Genomic DNA, 18,016 nt, shown 5'->3' with positions numbered 1-18,016 from the left:
TCTACACTCGTATACATGACCGCACCACGACGGCGTGACGCCACGGCGACTCGCGAAGCGATTCTGCGCGCGGGCGTCGAGGCCTTCACGCGCTTCGGCTACGACGGCGTGGGCGTGCGCGACATCGCGCAGTCCGCCGGCGTCACCGCGATGCTCGTGAACCGCTACTTCGGCTCGAAGGAGGGGCTCTTCGCCGAGGTGGCTGAGGTGTCGATGACCGAGCGCACCGTGCTGACGGGCGACCCGGCCACGCTCGCGCGCGACGTCGCCGCCGCGCTCGTCCGCCGCACGCAGCCGGACGCCGACAGCCTCGACCCGTTCCTGCTCATGCTCCGGTCGGCGCCCAACCCGCGGGCCGCCGAGATCCTGCGGGTGGGCATCGAGAAACACGTGGAGCGGCACGTCTACGACGTGGTCCCCGGCACTCGCGGCACCGAGCGCGCGGCGATCGCGTTGTCGCTGATCGCGGGATTCTGGTTGATGCGCAAGGTGATCGGCAGCACCGCGCTGAACGAGGCGGACGAACCCGCGCTCGTCGCGACGCTCGAGGGCCTGTTCCGGGTCCTGCTGGACGCCTAGCGGAAGTCGTCGGTCGCCTTGCGCAGCGCCGCGAGGGTGCCCGGGTCGTTCACCGCGTGGCCCGCGCCCTCCGTGATGCGCAGCACCGACCCCGGCCACGCGCGGTGCAGCTCGTACGCGGTGATGGGCGGGCAGACCGCGTCGTAGCGGCCCTGCACGAGGACACCCGGGATACCGGCGAGCTTGCCCGCGTCGCGGATCAGCTGGCCGTCGTCGAGCCAGGCGCCGTGGCCGAAGTAGTGCACCGCCAGCCGTGCGAACGTGAGCGCGAACGACGGGTCGGCGTAGCGGTTCACGAAGGCCTCTTGGGGCACGAGCGCGACCGTCGCGCCCTCCCAGGTGCTCCACGCGATCGCGGCGCGCTCCCGGACGGCGCGGTCCTCCGAAGCGAGCAGCTCGCCGTACCCCTTGAGCGGGTCTTTCCGGTGCGCTTCCGGCAGCGGCGCGAGGAAGTCTTCCCACTCGGCGGGGAACAGGTGTGCCGCACCGCCGCGGTAGATCCAGTCGAACTCGCTCTGGCGCGCGGTGAAGATGCCGCGCAGCACCAGCTCCGTCACCCGATCGGGGTGAGTTTCGGCGTATGCGAGGGCGAGCGTCGCGCCCCACGAGCCGCCGAAGACCTGCCACTGCTCGACATTCAGGCCGCTGCGCAGCAGTTCCAGGTCGGAAACCAGGTGCCACAACGTGTTCGCTGCGAGGTCGGCGCCCGGGTCGGCCGCGCTCGGCGTGCTCCGCCCGGCGCCGCGCTGGTCGAACAGGATGATGCGGTACGCACTGGGGTCGAAGTGCCGCCGCGCCATCGGCGCGATCCCGCTGCCGGGCCCGCCGTGCACCACGACGACGGGCTTGCCCAGCGGGTTTCCCGCCTCCTGCCAGTACACCCGGTGCCCGTCGCCGACGTCGAGCATCCCCTCGGCCGAGGGCTGCAGCGGCGGGTAGAGGTCGTCCATACCGGCCACTCTGCCGGAAACCCCGCGCGCGGGTGGCAGGTGGCGCGGGTGGCACTCGGGTGATTTTCGCTGCCTGGCACGGATTCCTCGCGTGCTGCCCGCGGATGGCGGCGGTCACCGGGCCGGAGCCTCGCCCGGTCGAGGAAGGTGGAGGCCCGCCCCCGCCGCCGGGCTGAGCGGGCCCCCGTCCGTGTCGCGTCGGCGGCCATGCCTGGCCGCGTCGGCGATTCGTTCACCGTGGCGCGGACCGCGAGGGGCGAGCGGCGCGTGAAGCTCCGGCTGCTCCCGGCATCCCGGCCTCCTCGGGTGCGTCGCACCATCAGGTGTCGGTAACCACGCTAAGCCACCAGCCGAACACCAGTCAAGGACATGATTAGTGTTCATGGATGTGAACATGCACAGGGTGGACCGCCGAGGTTTTTCGCCCCCTTGCCCCGGGTTTACCCCGCAGTGGGTAGCTTGCGCGAGGAAAACCCGAACCGACGCGAGAAAGGCTCGCGAATGTCCGCGGTCACGTATGTCGAGTCGATCGTCGTCGGCGCGCTGCAAGGTGTGTCGGAATTGTTTCCCGTGTCCAGTCTGGGGCACAGCATCCTGCTGCCCGCGCTGATCGGCGGATCCTGGCAGCGCGATCTGAGCATCGGGGAGGATTCGCCCTATCTGGCGGTGCTCGTCGCGATGCACGTGGCCACCGCGCTCGCCCTCGTGCTGTTCTTCTGGCGCGACTGGGTCCGCATCATCGGCGGGTTCCTGACGTCCATCCGCGACCGCGAGGTCCGCACGAACGACCAGCGCCTCGCGTGGCTGCTCGTGCTCGCCACGATCCCCGTCGGTATCGCCGGGCTGTTGCTCGAAAGCCTGCTGCGCGACTTCCTGGGCAAACCCGTCCCGTCGGCGATCTTCCTGATCCTCAACGGCGGTGTGCTGTACGCGGCCGAGCGCTTCTCCCGCAGCGCACCGAAAACCACGGGCAGGGGCACCGCGGACAGCCAGGACAGCCAGGACAGCCGGGACATCGAGGACACCGAGGACACCGTCGACTTCAGCGCCGAGGACACGCTCGTGATGCGTGCGATCACCGTCGAGGAAGCCACTGACGCGCGGCTGTCGAAGCTCAGCGTCAAAGAGGCCGTGCTCATCGGCTCCGCGCAGATCCTCGCGCTGCTGCCCGGGATCAGCCGCTCCGGCATCACGATGGTCGCGGGCCTGCGCCGCGGTCTCGGGCACGAGGACGCGGCCCGCTTCGCGTGGCTGCTCGCCACCCCGGTGATCCTCGCCGCGGGTGTGCTGAAACTGCCGTCGCTGTTCACGCCGGAGAACAGCCCGTCGCTCGGCCCGGCGCTCGCCGGCAGCCTGGTCGCCGGTATTGCGTCCTACATTTCTGTCCGTTTTCTGACGAAATACTTCGAAACGCGCACCTTGACGCCGTTCGCGATCTACTGCGTCGTCGCCGGAATCGGCAGCCTGCTCGTCTTCAGTTTCTGAGGGTGGTGTCCCGGCGCGATTTCCGGAAGGGGACACTGGCCTCATCGAAACGGTGCAGAATCTGCCTCCGCTGAGCGGGACGACGATCTTCACGGCCTGGACGCTCGACGTTCCGGCCGTCGTGATCGTGCTCGCCCTCGGCGCCGCCTACCTCGTCGCCGCACGCCGGCAGGAGAGCTGGCCGCCCGGGCGGACCACGGCGTTCCTCTGCGGTCTCGCGACGATCGTCGTCGTCACCTGCTCGTTCCTCGGCACCTACGACACCACGCTCTTCTGGGTGCGGGCCACGCAGAACACCGTGCTACTCATGGTCACGCCCCTGCTGCTCGCCCTCGGCGCGCCGATCACGCTGTTGATGCGGGTCGCGCCGCCGAAGCTCGCCGGCTGGTTGCGCCACCACGGCCGAAGCCCGTTCGCGCGGTTCCTGACGTTTCCGCTCTCGGTCACGGTCGTGCTGATCGCACCGTTCCTGATCATTTACCTCACGCCGCTGTACGCCCTTTCCCTCGACCACGCGGTGCTCGGCGGACTCGTGCGGGCGATGCTCGTCGCGGCCGGGTTCCTCTACTTCTACAGCCGCGTGGGCCTCGACCCGACGCCGCGCGGCGGTTCGCACCTCGTGTCGGTGTGGATCTCCTTCACCGAGGTCGTGTTCGACGGCGCGCTCGGCCTCGTGCTGTGGCTCGGCCCGCTGCTCGCGCCCGCGCACTACGCGACGGCGCACCCGGGCTGGGGCCCGGACCCGCGCACCGATCAGATCATCGGCGCCGGTGTGCTGTGGATCGGCGGTGACGTGGCGGGGCTGCCGTTCGTCGGTGCGCTGTTCGTCCGCTGGGTGCGCGACGACGAGAAGCGCGCGAAGCAGGTCGACGAGCGCCTCGACGAGGAGATCGAATCCGGTGAGGCGCCCGCCGGTGGGCTCTGGTGGGAGAACGACCCGGAGCTCGCCGAACGGTTTCGCCGCCGGTGAGCCCCGGATCGCAGGAGGGTCAGTGGAACGCGTGCTCCGCGGCCGGGAACTCGCCCCGCCGCACGTCCTCGGCGAACGCCGAAGCCGCGTTCTGCAGCACGCCCGCCAGATCGGCGTAGCGCTTCACGAACCGCGGCGCCTTGCCGCGGCGCAGGCCCGCCATGTCCTGCCACACGAGCACCTGCGCGTCGCAGTCCGGCCCGGCACCGATGCCGACGGTCGGGATCTGCAGCTCGTGCGTCACGCGCTTCGCGGCTTCGGCGGGCACCATCTCCATGACCACGGAGAACGCCCCGGCTTCCTGCAGCGCGAGCGCGTCGGCGAGCAGCACGTCCGCCGCTTCGCCGCGTCCCTGCACCCGGTAACCGCCGAGGTTGTGCTCGCTCTGGGGGGTGAAGCCGATGTGCCCCATCACGGGGATGCCGGCGGAGGTGAGCGCCTCGACGTGCGCGGCGAACCGGCGCCCGCCCTCGAGCTTCACGGCGTGGGCGCGGCCCTCCTTCATGAACCGCACGGACGTGGCCAGCGCCTGCTCGGGCGAGAGCTGGTACGAGCCGAACGGCAGGTCGGCCACCACCAGTGCCCGCTTCACCGAGCGCGTGACGGCGCGGACCAGCGGCAGCAGCTCGTCGACCGTCACCGGCAGCGAGGTTTCGTAACCGAACACGTTGTTGGCCGCGGAGTCGCCCACGAGCAGCACGGGGATGCCGGCTTCGTCGAAGAGCTGGGCGCTGTACATGTCGTAGGTGGTGAGCATCGGCCACGGCTCGCCGCGCTCCTTGAGCTCACGCAGGTGGTGGATGCGCACCTTGCGCGCGGGGGCGGGTTGCGCCGGCGCGGGCCCGGTTCCGTACGGGGCGGCTACCTCGTCGGATCCGTTCGGGTTGGCAGACATCGTCGTCGACCGTCCTTCCCTCGAGGCCTCGGTGAGGTCCCCGGGTCGTGGAGTCAGAACAGGTCAAAGCGTGACACGCCGGGAGGGCGCACTCTAGGACGTGCGATGAGCTTCACACGGGCGTGGTGTGCTCCTCGAGGAGGACCCGGGCTCCAGCCTCCCGGGTGATGCGGTGGGACAACCAACCGCTGTTCACTGACGTCTCTGCAGGCGACATCGACCGTTTCGCGAGGAAGGCACCGATGGGAACCCCAGCGAGCGCGCGCACGCGCATTCCCGCCTGGCAGGCCAGGGCGGGTGGCCTCGTCGCGACCGTCGTGCAGCTCGCCGCGGTCTTCTCCGTGGTCCTCCTCATCGCCGGCGGTGCCCACGGGCACGTGCTCAACGGCATCGACATGGCGTTCTCCGCCCTGAGCGTGCCGACCAACGCGAGCCTCGTCATCGTGCTGCTGCTCGTCGTGCTGGGTTCGGCGCTGCGGCGGCGCAAGAAAGCCGCGCTGTACACGCTGCTGCTGTTCCAGGTCGGTGGCCTGGCGATCACGCTCGTGCTGCAGGCCGTGCTGCTGTGGGCGCCGGACCTGCTCGCGCTCGGCCCGATGCAGATCCGGCACATCCCGATGCAGCTCGGCGTGCTGACGATCGCCGACGGCGTGTCCCTGCTGCTGATCTGGTTCCTGCTCAAGCTGCGCCCCGCGTTCCCGGCGCGCCTGGCGCCCGGCGCGTGGCGCGATGGGCTGGCAGTGCTCTTCGGTGGCCTCCTGGCCGTGGTCGCGATCGGCTGGGGCCTCACGGAGGCGTTCCCCGGCACGCTCGGCGACGCGTGGGAGCGCTTCGCCTGGGCGGTCAACCACGCGACCGGTGAGAACCTGCAGCTGCGCCGGATCGGCGTCGGCGAGGGCCCGGCGTGGATCGACCTCGTGCTCGACCTCGGCTCGACGTTCGTGGCCACCGCCGCGCTGTACACGCTGTTCCGCGGCGTCCGCAGCCGCCGGCTGCGCACCGACGACGAGGAGCTGCGCCTGCGCCGCCTGCTCGCGGAGTTCGGCGACGACGACTCCCTCGGCTACTTCGCCACCCGCCGCGACAAGAGCGTGGTCTTCGCGCGCAGCGGCCGCGCCGCCGTCACCTACCGCGTGCTCGGCGGCACCAGCGTCGCCAGCGCCGACCCCGTCGGCGACCCGGACGCGTGGCCCGACGCGGTGCGTGCCTGGCTCGACGAAACCCGTTCGTACGGCTGGGTTCCCGGGGTCCTCGGCGCGAGTGAGCGCGGCGCGAAGGTGTACGCGGCGGCGGGGCTGCGCGCGCTGGAGATCGGCGACGAGGCGGTGCTGGACGTCCGCGAGTTCTCCCTTTCCGGTCCCGAACGCAAGTCCGTGCGCCAAGCCGTGAAGCGCATCGAGCGCGCGGGCTACACCGCGCGGGTGCGCAGGCACGGCGAGATCCCGGAACCGGAGATGCAACGCCTGCTCACGCGCGCGCAGCAGTGGCGCGGAGCGGAGACCGAGCGCGGGTTCTCGATGGCGCTCGGCCGGCTCGGCGACCCGAGCGACGCGCGCAACGTGATGGTCGAGGCTTACGACGCCGCGGGTGAGCTGCGCGGCCTGCTGTCGTTCGTCCCGTGGGGACGGCGCGGGCTCTCGCTCGACTTGATGCGCCGCGACCGCGATGCCGAGAACGGGCTCAACGAGTTCATGGTCGCCGAGGTCGTCGCCGCGTCACCGCACCTGGGCGCGCAGCGGATCTCGCTCAACTTCGCCATGTTCCGCGCGGTGTTCTCCGAAGGCGAGCGCATCGGCGCCGGCCCGGTGCTGCGGTTGTGGCGCTCGGTGCTCGGGCTCGCGTCGCGGTTCTTCCAGCTCGAATCGCTGTACCGGTCCAACGCGAAGTACGGCCCGGACTGGGAACCACGGTTCCTCTGCTATTCCTCGGCCCGCCGGCTGCCACGCGTCAGCATCGTCGCGGGGGCGCTGGAGGGGTTCGTGCCCACCGGCCGCGTGCGCGTGCTGCGGCACGAGACGGTGACCGACGAGTTCGTCGCCGAGGTCCGGCGACTCGACGAGGAAGCCGCGCGAATCGTGCCGAAGCCGGCGCGCCGTCCGGAGCAGGTGCGGGTGCGCGTCGCGAAGCTGGACCGGCTGCGCGAGCTCGGCATCGACCCGTATCCCGTGGGGTTCAGTCGCGAAGACCTCCTCGGCGACGTCACGCGCAAGTTCGCCGACCTGGCGCCGGACAGCCGCACCGGGCACCGCGTGCGCGTGGCCGGGCGGGTGCTCGCGCTGCGGACGCTCGGCGGCCTGTGTTTCGCGCGCATCAAGGACTTTTCGGGCGAGGTGCAGCTGATGCTCGACGCCGCCGTGCTCGACCTCGCCGGCTGGCGCACGGGTGTCGACCTCGGTGACCACGTGGGCGTGAGCGGCGAGGTCGTGACGTCGCGGCGCGGTGAGCTGTCCGTGCTCGTGGACGAGTGGACCGTCACCGCGAAATGCCTGCACCCGTTGCCGGACAAGCGGAAGGGCCTCATAGACCCGGAGACGCGCGTGCGGCAGCGCTACCTCGACCTGGCCGTGAACCCGGAGTCGGCGCAGATGCTGCGGCTGCGGTCCACGGTGGTGCGCGCGGTGCGCGAACGCCTGCACCGGGGTGACTACCTCGAGGTCGAGACACCGATGCTGCAGACAGTCCACGGTGGAGCCAACGCGCGGCCGTTCGTCACGCACATCAACGCCTACGACATGCGGATGTACCTGCGCATCGCACCGGAGCTCTACCTCAAGCGGCTGTGTGTCGCCGGGGTGGAGCGCGTGTTCGAGCTCAACCGGAACTTCCGCAACGAAGGCGTCGACGCCACGCACAACCCGGAGTTCACGATGCTCGAGGCGTACCAGGCGTACGCCGACTACAACTCGATGCGCGACCTGACCCGCGAGCTCGTGCAGCACGCGGCCGAGGCGGCGTTCGGCGAGCAGGTGGTGCGCCGCCACGACACCGGCGGCCACGTGACCGAGTACGACATCTCCGGCGACTGGCCCGTGATCCCGGTGCACGAAGCCGTTTCCGAAGCGTTGGGCGAGGAGATCGACTCCGGCACCTCCGTGGCGACGCTGCGGCGGTTGTGCCACGCGGCCGGCGTGCCGGTGGGAGAGGACGCCGGACACGGTGACCTCGTGCTGAAGGCCCACGAGCACCTCGTCGAGGGCACGACCGTGTTGCCCACCTTCTACACCGACTACCCGACGGACGTTTCGCCGTTGACGCGCCGGCACCGCGGCGATCCGCTGCTGGCCGAACGCTGGGACCTCATCGCGTTCGGCTCGGAGGTCGGCACCGCGTACACGGAGCTCACCGACCCGATCGAACAGCGCCGGCGCCTCGAAACCCAGTCGCTGCGCGCCGCGAGCGGCGACGTCGAAGCGATGGAACTCGACGAGGACTTCCTGCTCGCGCTTGAACACGGCATGCCCCCGACGGGCGGCCTCGGGCTCGGCATCGACCGCCTGCTGATGATGCTCAGCGGCGCCTCGATCCGGCAGACGGTGCTGTTCCCGTTCGTGCGCCCCCACGCCTGACGCCGCCCACGTCACGGCGTCCGCTGTTGTCCCTGGGGTGCGGGAAAAGTCACGCCTGTGACACCAGGGCGAGCAACGTCGCACACCTCCGCTTAGGGTGTTCGCGTGCGCACTGCGCGACTCACTGCGGTCGTCCTCGTCGGACTCGGTGTGGTGGTGTATTCCGCCTGGTTGCTCGAGTTCTTCGTGCCCACGGGCGTGTCACCGACCGAGCAGCCCGCCGAGGACCTGCTGCCGGCGTCGCCGCTGTTCCGGACCACCTCCGGGTTCTCGGGTCTCGCATTCCTGCTGGCCGGTCCGCCGCTGATGCGCCTCGCACCCGTCCACTGGACGGGCCGGCTCACCGCGAGCTCCGTGTCCTTCTTCGGCGCCGTGCTGGTGGCGGACGCATTCGTACCGGGCACCACGGCCGTCGGGCTCCTCGCCAACCTCGCGTTCGTGGCGGGCTCGCTGAGCCTCGTGCTCTGGTGGCCACCGGGCTGGCGCGAGTGGGCCGTCGCGGGCTTCGCACTGGTGCTGCTCACGTGGGCGCTGGTCCTCGCCGCGTCGCTGCTGGGACCCGGCCACCTGGAAGGCGTTTTCACCCGCGTGCAACTCGTGGTGCGGGCGGCGTTCCTGATCGTCGGCATCGCCTACGTCGTCGTCATGCCGCTACCCCCGTTCACCCGCGCCCGCTAGCACCAGGACCCGCAGCCACGTCCCCCGGCTGCGCACGCCCCCTGCACCCAGCAACCACCACCCACCCAGGGCGACGCAACCCCACCTACGCCACCGCCGCCTACCTACGCCAGAAGTCCTGCCCCAACCCCTGCCCGGCACCTCGATCCGAAGCCAAAACACGGCCGCCGACCCCTTGTCAAGGCACGCTTTCCCGCCTTGACCCGGGGTCAGCGGCCGTAGTCACAGTCGCGCTTCGGGGTGCATACGCCCCACAACACGCCCGTGCGCAGGACCGCATCAACCCCACAACGCCCCGCAACACACCCTGCGCAGATCCGCATCACCACCGAAACCCAGCCACAGCGGCCCGCACCACCCCATTCCTGTCACCCCCACCTCCTACCCTGACCACATGCCAGTTGAATTCGCCGTCTTCGATACCGCCATCGGCACCTGCGGCCTCGCCTGGCGCGACACCACCATCATCGGCACCGCCCTCCCCGGCAGCTCCCCGGCAAGCACGCGCTCATGGCTCTCCCGCCGCCACCCAGCCGCCACCGACGTCACCGGAACCGAACCACCGCCCGAAATCCGCACCGCCATCGACAAAATCACCGACCTCCTCGCCGGCGGCCGCCCCGACCTCTCCGACCTGCCCCTCGACCTCGAAAGCCAGCCCGAGTTCAACCGCCGCGCCTACGAAATCGCCCGGCAGATCCCACCGGGCAAAACCATGACCTACGGCGACATCGCCCACGCCCTGGGCATGCCAGGCGCCGCCCAAGCCGTCGGCCAGGCAATGGGTAACAACCCGTTCCCGATCATCGTGCCTTGCCACCGCGTCCTCGCCGCGGGCAGCAAACACGGCGGCTTCTCCGCACCTGGCGGAGTCGAAACGAAACGCCGCATGCTCGTCATCGAAGGCGCCCTCCCCGACGAACCGACGCTCTTTTAGGACCTCGGCCGACCCCTCAGCAGCTCAGGCCTTCCGCTCCCGCCACGCGTTCGTGATCGGCAGCCGCCGATCACGCCCGAACGCCTTGAACGTGATCTTCGTGCCCGGCGGGTACTGACGGCGTTTGTACTCGGCCCGGTCGACCATGCGCACCACGCGGTCGATGGTCGCCGGCTCGAACCCGGCGGCGACGAGATCCGCGTAGCCGCGGTCGCCCTCCACGTAGTCGTCGAGGATGTCGTCCAGCAGCGCGTAGTCGGGCAGCGAGTCGGTGTCCAGCTGGTCCGGCCGCAGCTCCGCCGACGGCGGTTTGGTGATCGAGTTCTCCGGGATCGGCGGCGTCTCGCCCCGCTTGGCCGCCTCTTCGTTGCGCCACCGCGCGAGCTGCCACACGTGCGTCTTGAACACGTCCTTGATCGGCGCGAACCCGCCCACCGCGTCGCCGTAGATCGTGGAGTAGCCCACGGCCAGCTCGGTCTTGTTGCCGGTGGCGAGCACGAGGTGACCGTCCTGGTTGGACAGTGCCATGAGCAGCATCCCGCGCGTGCGCGCCTGGATGTTCTCCTCCGCCAGGCCCGTCAACGAGAGCTGGTCCACGTACGTCGCCACCATGTCCGCCACCGGTTCCACGCGGTAGTGCGCGCCGATGCGCCGCGCGAGGTCGGCGGCGTCGTCGCGGGAGTGCTCCGTCGAGTACTTCGACGGCATCGAGACGCCGTACACGTTGTCGCCGCCGAGCGCGTCGGCCGCGAGCGCCGCGCACACCGCGGAGTCTATGCCGCCGGAGAACCCGAAGGTCACGGACGTGAAACCGTTCTTGTGCACGTAGTCGCGCAGGCCCACGACCAGCGCCGACCACACCTCGGCTTCGTCGGACAGGGGCTCGCTGAGCGCGGGGTGCGTCAGCGCCGGGTACGCGGGCGCCGGGTCCTCACTCAGCACGCGGCGGTGGACGTGCAGCCCCGCCAGCTCACCGTCGGCGGCGTGGCCGCCCGCGGTGAGGTCCATGTCGAGCACCAGCAGGTGCTCCACGAACTGCGGCGCCCGCGCGAGCAGCGTCCCGTCGGCGGCCACCACGAGGGAGTCGCCGTCGAACACGAGGTCGTCCTGGCCGCCGACCTGGTTCGTGTACACCAGCGGCGCCCCGGCTTCCGCCGCGCGGCGCGCGACGAGCGGCAGCCGCTGCTCGTCCTTCGACCGTTCGTACGGCGAAGCGTTCGGTGCCACCACCAAGTCGACACCTGCCCGGCCGAGCGCGGAGACCGGGCCGCCGTCCTGCCAGATGTCCTCGCAGATCACCATGCCGATGTCGACGCCGTGCAGCCGCACGACCTCGAGTTCCGTGCCCGGTTTGAAGTAGCGGTGCTCGTCGAACACGCCGTAGTTGGGCAGGTGGTGCTTGTACTGCTTCGCCACGACCTGCCCGCGATACAGTGCCGCGGCGGCGTCGCGCGGGCCGGCTTCGTCGTGGTCGAGGTAACCGACGTAGGTGAGCACCTCGCCGCAGCCCGCGTCGTCGAGCCGGCGCGCGAGTTCGCCGAGAGAATCGCGGGACGCGTGCGCGAAGGTCGCGCGCAGTGCCAGGTCCTCCACCGGGTAGCCGGTCTGGGACATCTCGGGGAACACGGCCACGTGGGCACCGGCCTGCGCGGCGCGGCGGGTCCACTCGACGGTCAGCGCGGTGTTGCCGTCGAGGTCGCCGACGGTGGTGTTGACCTGGGCCAGGGCGATGCGCAGTTGCGGCATGCGGTCATTCTCACCCAGCCGCGCGGCCCCGCCGAGTGAAATGTGGGCAAAACGAAGCCCGGCCACCGACGCCGGTGACCGGGCTCCGGGAACGACGTCAGGACCGCTTCATCCGCATCATGCTGCGGACCTTCTTCACCGTTTGCTCGAAGTCCGAGTCGAACGGGTTGTCGTGCACCAGGTAGGTCCACGTCGTGTTCGCGCGGCGCACGCCGGCGTCGGCGAGGTCGATGCCGTTGTCGGTGATCTCGGCTTCCTCGAGCGTCTTGGCCGCGCGCGAAGCCGACTCCGGGATGATCTTGTGGAACTCCGGGATCGCCGCGCGGTGGAACTCGTCCAGCGGCGTCTCGCGGGCCAGCGCGCGCAGGTGGATGCTCTCGCGCACGTCGGTCAGGTACGCCAGGTGGTCGGACCAGAGCTGGTCGAGGTGGAAGAGCAGCACCTCGCGGCTGAGCTGCTCGAGCCGCTCGGTGTCGGCCAGCTTCTCCTTGACCTCGGCGAACTTCTCCGGCTGCGCCTTCTCGAGTTCCTCGGCCGCGAACGCCGTGTGCAGCACCTTGTCGCGGTGCTCCAGCAACTCGGTGCGCTGCCGCTCGATCAGCCGCGTGTACCGCCAGGTGTTGCGGTGGATCTCCAGGTCGACGCCCTCGGCGACGCGCTGGGCGTGGTTGATCTGCCGCAGCGCCGCCGGGTCGGTGATCTCACCGGTCTCCGGATCGGCGTCGATGCCCTCGGGGATGTCGGGGGCGTTGGACAGGACCAGGTCGTCGTTGAGGCTCGCGAAGAAGATCGCGCTGCCCGGGTCGCCCTGGCGGCCGGACCGCCCGCGCAGCTGGCCGTCGAGCCGGCTCGAGGGGTAGCGCGCGGTGCCGATCACGTGCAGGCCACCCAGCTCGGCGACCTCCTCACGGCCGGCGCCGTCCGTGCCGCCCAAGCGGATGTCGGTACCCCGACCGGCCATCTGCGTGGACACGGTGACCGCGCCCTTCTTGCCCGCTTCGGCGATGATCGCGGCTTCTTCGGCGTCGTTGCGCGCGTTGAGGACCACACACGGCAGGTCGGCCTTCGCGAGCTTGTCGGCGAGCTCTTCGGACTCGGCCACGTCCTGCGTGCCGACGAGGATCGGCCGCCCGGTCTCGTGCACCTTGCGGATCTCCTCCTCGATCGCACGCAGCTTCTGCGACGGCGACCCGAAGATCCGGTCCGGCTGGTCCTCGCGGACGTTGGGTGTGTTCGGCGGGATCACCGCGACCTCGAGGCGGTAGAACTCGCGCAGCTGCTCGGCCACGGCCACGGCGGTACCGGTCATGCCCGCCACGGACGGGTAGCGCGCGAGCAGCGCCTGCACCGTGATGGAGTCGAGGATTTCGCCGCGGTCGGTGGCCGCCACCTGCTCCTTCGCCTCGACGGCGGCCTGCAGGCCGTCCGGCCAGCGCTGCAGCTCGGCGACGCGGCCGCGGGCGGCGTTGATGAGCTGCACCTTGCCGTCGCGCACCAGGTAGTCGACGTCGCGGGTGAGCAGCGCGTGGGCGTGGAGGGCGACGTTCACGGCGGCCAGCCGGTCGGAGCCCGAATCGTCGTAGAGGTCGATGCCGCCGAGCGACTTCTCGACCACGGACGCGCCGGCGGGCGTCAGCCACGCGTTGCGGCCGTCGGTGTCGGTCTCGTAGTGCAGGCCCAGCCGCAGCCGCCGCACGACCGTGGCGACCTCTTCGTCGGCGTCGTTGTGGTCGATCGAACCGGCCATCACGAGCGGCACGCGGGCCTCGTCGACCAGCACCGAGTCGGCCTCGTCGACGATCGCCACCTCGGGGGCGGGCTGCACCAGGTCGTCGACCTGCGTCACGAGCCGGTCGCGCAGCACGTCGAAGCCGATCTCGGCGACGGCGCCGTAGGTGACCTCCTGGCCGTAGGCCTCCTTGCGCTCCGCACGTGAGTGCGCGGGCTCGACCCAGCCGACGGACACGCCGAGCAGGTCGTACACCGGCTTCATCCACTCCGCGTCGCGGCGGGCCAGGTAGTCGTTGACGGTGACGACGTGCACGCGCTTGCCGCGCAGCGCGTACCCCGCGGCCGCCAGCGCGCCGGCGAGCGTCTTGCCCTCACCGGTCTCCATCTGGACCACGTGCCCGGTGAGCAGACCCATCGTGCCGAGCACCTGCACGTCGAACGCGCGCTCGCCCAGCGCGCGCCGCGCGGCTTCGCGGCCGAGGGCCCCGACTTCCACCAGCTGGTCGTCGCTGAACGCCTGCGCGCCGTCGAGACTCTCGCGCAGCTTCCCGGCGCGCTCGGTGAGCTCGGCGTCGGACAGCTTCTCGAGGTCGGGTTCGAGCTTCCCGACTGCGGGCAGCAGCGCTTCGTAGCGGGTCAGCTCGACGCTGCCCGGCCGCTGGATGATCCGGCGGAGCCGCTTGCCCACCCGGCTGATCAGTGCCACCCCTGGTCTCCTGTCCTGTCTTGCCCGTGTCTCCGGTCGCCGCTGCGCTCTGGACAACGCCGCTTACCCAACGCACCGGTGGTGCGCCGGAGTTCCGCCGCCGGATGGCACGATCAAACCGTGTCTCCCTTCGCCGGCGCCAGCTCTCGCGCCCACCGGATCGCCGCCGTCGCGGCGGCCGTGCTGCTCGGCGGCACGCTAGCCGCGTGCACGTCGAACGACGGTCAGGTCGCGCCCTCCCCGACAACGGAATCGCACCCGCCCGTCGGGCCGGTGCCGGCGGTGCCGCCGGGGCTGGCGCGGTTCTACGGGCAGAGCATGACCTGGTCAGACTGTGCACCCTACGCGACCTCGGACGACGCGCAGTCCGCCTTCCGCCGGTCCGACATCCAGTGCGCGCGGCTGACCGTGCCGCTGGACTACGGCAAACCGGACGGACAGACCATCACCCTCGGCGTGCTGCGGCACAAGGCGAGCGAACCGGACGACCGCATCGGTTCCCTGGTCGTGAACCCGGGCGGTCCGGGCGCCTCCGGCACGGTCGCCGCGGCCGGTCTCATCGACCAGGTCAAGAACAACGACCTCGGCAAGCGGTTCGACCTCGTCGGCTTCGACCCGCGCGGCATCGGCGCGAGCGAACCGCAGATCCGCTGCCTCACCGACCCCGAACGTGACGCCGACCGCGCCGACGACAGCGAGACCGACGGCTCGCCCCAGGGCGTGGCCAAGCAGGAGGGGCACGAGAAGGACTTCGCCGCCAAGTGCGCCCAGCGCACGAAGTACGGCGACGACATGCTCGAGCACGTCGGCACGCGCGACGTCGCGAAGGACCTGGACGTGCTGCGCTCGGTACTCGGCGACGAGAAGCTGACCTACCTCGGCTACTCCTACGGCACCCGCCTCGGCTCGACCTACGCCGAGGAGTTCCCGCGCAACGTTCGCGCGCTCGTGCTCGACGGCGCCGTCGACCCGATCCAGGACTCCGAGGACTCGCTCGTCGCGCAAGGTCAGGGCTTCGGCGGGGCGTTCACGCAGTTCGCGAAGTGGTGTGCCGCTCAGCAGGACTGCGCGCTCGGCAACAACCCGGCCGACGCGACCAAGCAGTTCCAGGACCTGACGCGGCCGCTGATCGACTTCCCGGTGCCCGTCGGCGATGGCCGCAAGCTCTCCTACGAGGACGCCACGACCGGCGCGATCCAGGCGCTCTACCAGCAGAACCTGTGGGAGTACCTGAACACGGGCCTCAAGGAGCTGCGTCGGCAGCGAGGGGCGACGCTCGAGAAGCTCGCCGACATCTACAACGAGCGCGGCCCGGACGGGCGTTACGGCACCACGCAGGACGCCTTCACCGCCATCCGCTGCGTCGACGACCCGCCCGTGACGGACCCTCAGGAGATCCTCGCCGCGCAGGAGAAGTACGTGCGGGTCGCACCGTTCCTCGACGACGGACGGCCCGCGAGCGCGGCCAAGGACGCGTGCGCGTTCTGGCCGGTGCCCAACACGTCGCGGCCGCACGAGCCGAGCGTCGAAGGGCTGCCGAAGACGCTGACCATCTCCACGACGAACGACCCGGCTACGCCCTACCAGGCGGGCGTGAACCTCGCGAAGGCGTTGAAGGGTTCGCTGCTCACCTTCGAGGGCACGCAGCACACCGTGTTCCTGCAGGGCAACTCCTGCGTCGACAAGGCGGGGATCGCGTACCTCGTCGACGGCACGACGCCGCCTGACGGGACGCGGTGCGCGGGTAGCTAGCTACGCCGGGGGAGCGGGTACGGGCTGGTTCTCCTTCGAGAGTTCGAGCTCGTACATCACCGGGCTGTCCTTCTCGGTCGGGGGCGGCACCTGGAGCCAGAGCCGCGCGAACCGCCGCGGCTCGGCGGTGGTGACCCACACCTTCACGTTCACGTCCGAGTGGACCTGCGGCACCAGCCCTGTCGCCACCTTCGCGGGCACAGTCGCGCCGACGCGGTACATCTCGACGCCGTGCACGGGCTCCTGCGTCTCCGTCTGCGGGTGCTGCAGCGAGTTGAGCAGCTTCGCGAGCCCGCCGTCGGGCCCGAGGAAGCGCGAGACGGTGAAGGTCGCCGGGCCGGACCAGGACTTGCCCGTGGTGTCGTGCGTGGTCGCGTGCGTGCCGTCGACGGTGAAGGAGAACTTGCGGTCGCTCGTGGGCCCGGCCAGCTCGGCGTTGCCCGCCGCGCGACCGCCGCCCTCGACCGTCGCGTCGCCTTCGGCCGTGCTCAGGGGCAGGCCGGGCAGCACGCCGTTCACGACCACCGAGAAGTGGACGCTGCGGACACCGGCGAAGTTCGCCTCTGCCGCGCCCAGCAGGTCGTCGGCCGAGGGCAGCGAGGGCGCTGTGCACCCGCCGACGAGCCCGAGCAGCAGCAGCGCCGGCAGGAAGCGTCGGCAGCGCATGGCGGTGAGCGTACTCGTGGCCCGATCCTTGCGGACGATGTCCTTCAGGCCACTTCCGAGGTATCGGGAGAACCCCGCAGACTGTCTGCTCGTGACCGTCCAGACCCGCACCGCGCCCCGCGTCCACCGAGCCTGGTACGTGGCCGCCGCCGCGTTCATCGCCCTGCTGGCCGCCGCGGGCTTCCGCGCCGCGCCGAGCGTGCTGATCGACCCGCTGCACGAGGAGTTCGGCTGGTCGCGCGCGACCATCGGCTCGGCGGTGTCGGTGAACCTCGTGCTCTACGGGTTGTTCGCGCCGTTCGCGGCCGCGCTCATGGAGCGCTTCGGCATCCGCCGCGTCTCCGCGACGGCGCTGTTCGTCGTGGCGCTCGGCGCGGGCGGCACGGTGTTCATGAGCGCGAGCTGGGAGCTGATCCTGTGCTGGGGCGTGCTCGTCGGCGCGGGCACGGGCTCGATGGCGATGAGCTTCGCCGCGACCGTCACCACGCGCTGGTTCGTGCGCCACCGCGGCGCAGTGACGGGCGTGCTGACCGCGGCCGGCTCGACGGGCCAGCTGGTGTTCCTGCCGATCGTCGCGGCGCTGGCCGTGGGCAACGGGTGGCGCACGGCGTCGCTGGTCATCGCGATCGCGGCGCTCGCCGTCGTCCCCGTCGTGCTGCTCGTGGTGCGCGACCACCCCGCGGACCTCGGCACCGTCGCATACGGCGCGCCGGAAGGTACGGAGGTCGCGAAGCCCGCGCCTCGCGGCGGTTCGGCGCGACGGGCGCTCGCGGTGCTGTTCCAGGCCATGCGCTCGCGGTCGTTCTGGTTGCTGGCGATCGGCTTCGCGATCTGCGGCGCGACCACCAACGGCCTGGTCGGCACCCACTTCGTGCCGGCCGCGCACGACCACGGCATGCCGCAGACCACCGCGGCGAACCTGCTCGCCCTGGTCGGGGTGTTCGACGTGGTGGGGACCATCGTGTCGGGGTGGCTCACCGACCGAGTCGATCCGCGCATCCTGCTCGGTGTCTACTACGCGCTGCGGGGGCTCTCGCTCGCGATGCTGCCTCAGCTGTTCACCGATTCGGTGCAGCCGAGCATGTGGGCGTTCATCCTCTTCTACGGGCTCGACTGGGTCGCCACGGTCCCGCCGACGGTCGCGCTCTGCATCCGTTCCTTCGGCGAAGCGGGCCCGATCGTGTTCGGCTGGGTCTTCGCCTTCCACCAGCTCGGCGCCGCGTTCGCGGCCTCGGCGGCGGGCGCCGTGCGCGACCAGCTGGGCGACTACGCGCTGGCCTGGTACGTCGCGGCGGGCCTCGCGGTGATCGCCGCGATCGCGTCGGTGTCGATCACCCGATCCGGCGGACGTGAGC

The 18,016-nt window shown here is 70.9% G+C and carries 13 protein-coding genes (1 of these 13 only partly in view); 8 read left to right on the top strand and 5 right to left on the bottom strand.

Annotated elements, in window-relative coordinates; genetic code table 11:
* Positions 1–15: 15 nt before the first annotated feature.
* On the top strand, positions 16–579 hold the full coding sequence (locus tag I6J71_RS38130; protein ID WP_204091286.1) for a TetR/AcrR family transcriptional regulator: 564 nt from the start codon (positions 16–18) through the stop codon (positions 577–579).
* Here I6J71_RS38130 and pip read toward each other — a convergent pair.
* Positions 576–1,529 carry a prolyl aminopeptidase gene (gene pip / locus I6J71_RS38125; protein WP_204091285.1) on the bottom strand — a complete coding sequence of 318 codons (954 nt, stop codon included), beginning with the start codon at positions 1,527–1,529 and terminating at the stop codon, positions 576–578. The two genes, I6J71_RS38130 and pip, sit on opposite strands and share 4 nt — an antisense overlap.
* Positions 1,530–2,030: 501 nt before the next feature.
* Between pip and I6J71_RS38120 the strand changes: the two genes are divergently transcribed.
* Together I6J71_RS38120 and I6J71_RS38115 are read left to right on the top strand one after the other, a co-directional pair.
* A complete protein-coding gene (locus I6J71_RS38120; protein ID WP_204091284.1) occupies positions 2,031–3,014 on the top strand; it encodes an undecaprenyl-diphosphate phosphatase in 984 nt (327 codons plus the stop codon).
* 52 nt (positions 3,015–3,066) lie between these two features.
* The gene (locus tag I6J71_RS38115) at positions 3,067–3,984 is read left to right on the top strand and encodes a cytochrome c oxidase assembly protein (RefSeq protein ID WP_239154150.1); all 918 of its coding nucleotides are present in this window, start codon (positions 3,067–3,069) and stop codon (positions 3,982–3,984) included.
* 19 nt (positions 3,985–4,003) lie between these two features.
* On the opposite strand, the gene panB is transcribed toward I6J71_RS38115, so the two are convergent.
* Complete coding sequence (panB, locus tag I6J71_RS38110) at positions 4,004–4,879, bottom strand: 3-methyl-2-oxobutanoate hydroxymethyltransferase (RefSeq protein ID WP_204091283.1); 876 nt, start codon at positions 4,877–4,879, stop codon at positions 4,004–4,006.
* Between the two features lie 242 nt (positions 4,880–5,121).
* Between panB and lysX the strand changes: the two genes are divergently transcribed.
* The 3 genes from lysX (at position 5,122) to I6J71_RS38095 (ending at position 10,060) form a co-directional block, all read left to right on the top strand.
* On the top strand, positions 5,122–8,445 hold the full coding sequence (gene lysX, locus I6J71_RS38105; RefSeq protein WP_204091282.1) for a bifunctional lysylphosphatidylglycerol synthetase/lysine--tRNA ligase LysX: 3,324 nt from the start codon (positions 5,122–5,124) through the stop codon (positions 8,443–8,445).
* 105 nt (positions 8,446–8,550) lie between these two features.
* The gene (locus I6J71_RS38100) at positions 8,551–9,123 is read left to right on the top strand and encodes a hypothetical protein (protein WP_204091281.1); all 573 of its coding nucleotides are present in this window, start codon (positions 8,551–8,553) and stop codon (positions 9,121–9,123) included.
* Positions 9,124–9,517: 394 nt separating this feature from the next.
* Positions 9,518–10,060 carry a methylated-DNA--[protein]-cysteine S-methyltransferase gene (locus tag I6J71_RS38095; protein ID WP_204091280.1) on the top strand — a complete coding sequence of 181 codons (543 nt, stop codon included), beginning with the start codon at positions 9,518–9,520 and terminating at the stop codon, positions 10,058–10,060.
* A 24-nt stretch (positions 10,061–10,084) separates the two neighbouring features.
* On the opposite strand, the gene I6J71_RS38090 is transcribed toward I6J71_RS38095, so the two are convergent.
* Both I6J71_RS38090 and secA2 read right to left on the bottom strand, forming a co-directional pair.
* Entirely contained in the window at positions 10,085–11,806 is a 1,722-nt protein-coding gene (locus I6J71_RS38090; protein WP_204091279.1) for an NAD+ synthase, read from the bottom strand.
* A gap of 97 nt (positions 11,807–11,903) precedes the next feature.
* A complete protein-coding gene (gene secA2 / locus I6J71_RS38085) occupies positions 11,904–14,243 on the bottom strand; it encodes an accessory Sec system translocase SecA2 (protein ID WP_204091278.1) in 2,340 nt (779 codons plus the stop codon).
* A 180-nt stretch (positions 14,244–14,423) separates the two neighbouring features.
* Here secA2 and I6J71_RS38080 point away from each other — a divergent pair, with 180 nt between their 5' ends.
* Entirely contained in the window at positions 14,424–15,995 is a 1,572-nt protein-coding gene (locus tag I6J71_RS38080) for an alpha/beta hydrolase (protein WP_204097440.1), read from the top strand.
* On the opposite strand, the gene I6J71_RS38075 is transcribed toward I6J71_RS38080, so the two are convergent.
* Positions 15,996–16,661: an LppX_LprAFG lipoprotein gene (locus I6J71_RS38075; RefSeq protein ID WP_204091277.1), complete on the bottom strand. Its 666-nt coding sequence runs from the start codon at positions 16,659–16,661 to the stop codon at positions 15,996–15,998.
* Positions 16,662–16,752: 91 nt separating this feature from the next.
* Between I6J71_RS38075 and I6J71_RS38070 the strand changes: the two genes are divergently transcribed.
* Positions 16,753–18,016: the 5' portion of an MFS transporter gene (locus tag I6J71_RS38070; protein WP_239154149.1), read on the top strand. Its footprint extends 17 nt past the window's final position; 1,264 of the gene's 1,281 nt are visible here — the first part of the coding sequence; the start codon lies at positions 16,753–16,755; its stop codon lies off the right edge, out of view.

The sequence above is a fragment of the Amycolatopsis sp. FDAARGOS 1241 genome (genome assembly GCF_016889705.1).
Classification (GTDB): domain Bacteria; phylum Actinomycetota; class Actinomycetes; order Mycobacteriales; family Pseudonocardiaceae; genus Amycolatopsis.
The sequence above is the reverse complement of the archived record's forward strand: the minus strand, read 5'-3'. Positions and strand labels throughout refer to the sequence as shown.

Excerpts from the sequence above, each read along its gene's own strand:
- I6J71_RS38130 (WP_204091286.1), top strand. The coding sequence starts at position 16 with ATGACCGCACCACGACGGCGTGACGCCACGGCGACTCGCGAAGCGATT.
- pip (WP_204091285.1), bottom strand. The coding sequence starts at position 1,529 with ATGGACGACCTCTACCCGCCGCTGCAGCCCTCGGCCGAGGGGATGCTC.
- I6J71_RS38120 (WP_204091284.1), top strand. The coding sequence starts at position 2,031 with ATGTCCGCGGTCACGTATGTCGAGTCGATCGTCGTCGGCGCGCTGCAA.
- panB (WP_204091283.1), bottom strand. The coding sequence starts at position 4,879 with ATGTCTGCCAACCCGAACGGATCCGACGAGGTAGCCGCCCCGTACGGA.
- lysX (WP_204091282.1), top strand. The coding sequence starts at position 5,122 with ATGGGAACCCCAGCGAGCGCGCGCACGCGCATTCCCGCCTGGCAGGCC.
- I6J71_RS38095 (WP_204091280.1), top strand. The coding sequence starts at position 9,518 with ATGCCAGTTGAATTCGCCGTCTTCGATACCGCCATCGGCACCTGCGGC.
- I6J71_RS38090 (WP_204091279.1), bottom strand. The coding sequence starts at position 11,806 with ATGCCGCAACTGCGCATCGCCCTGGCCCAGGTCAACACCACCGTCGGC.
- I6J71_RS38075 (WP_204091277.1), bottom strand. The coding sequence starts at position 16,661 with ATGCGCTGCCGACGCTTCCTGCCGGCGCTGCTGCTGCTCGGGCTCGTC.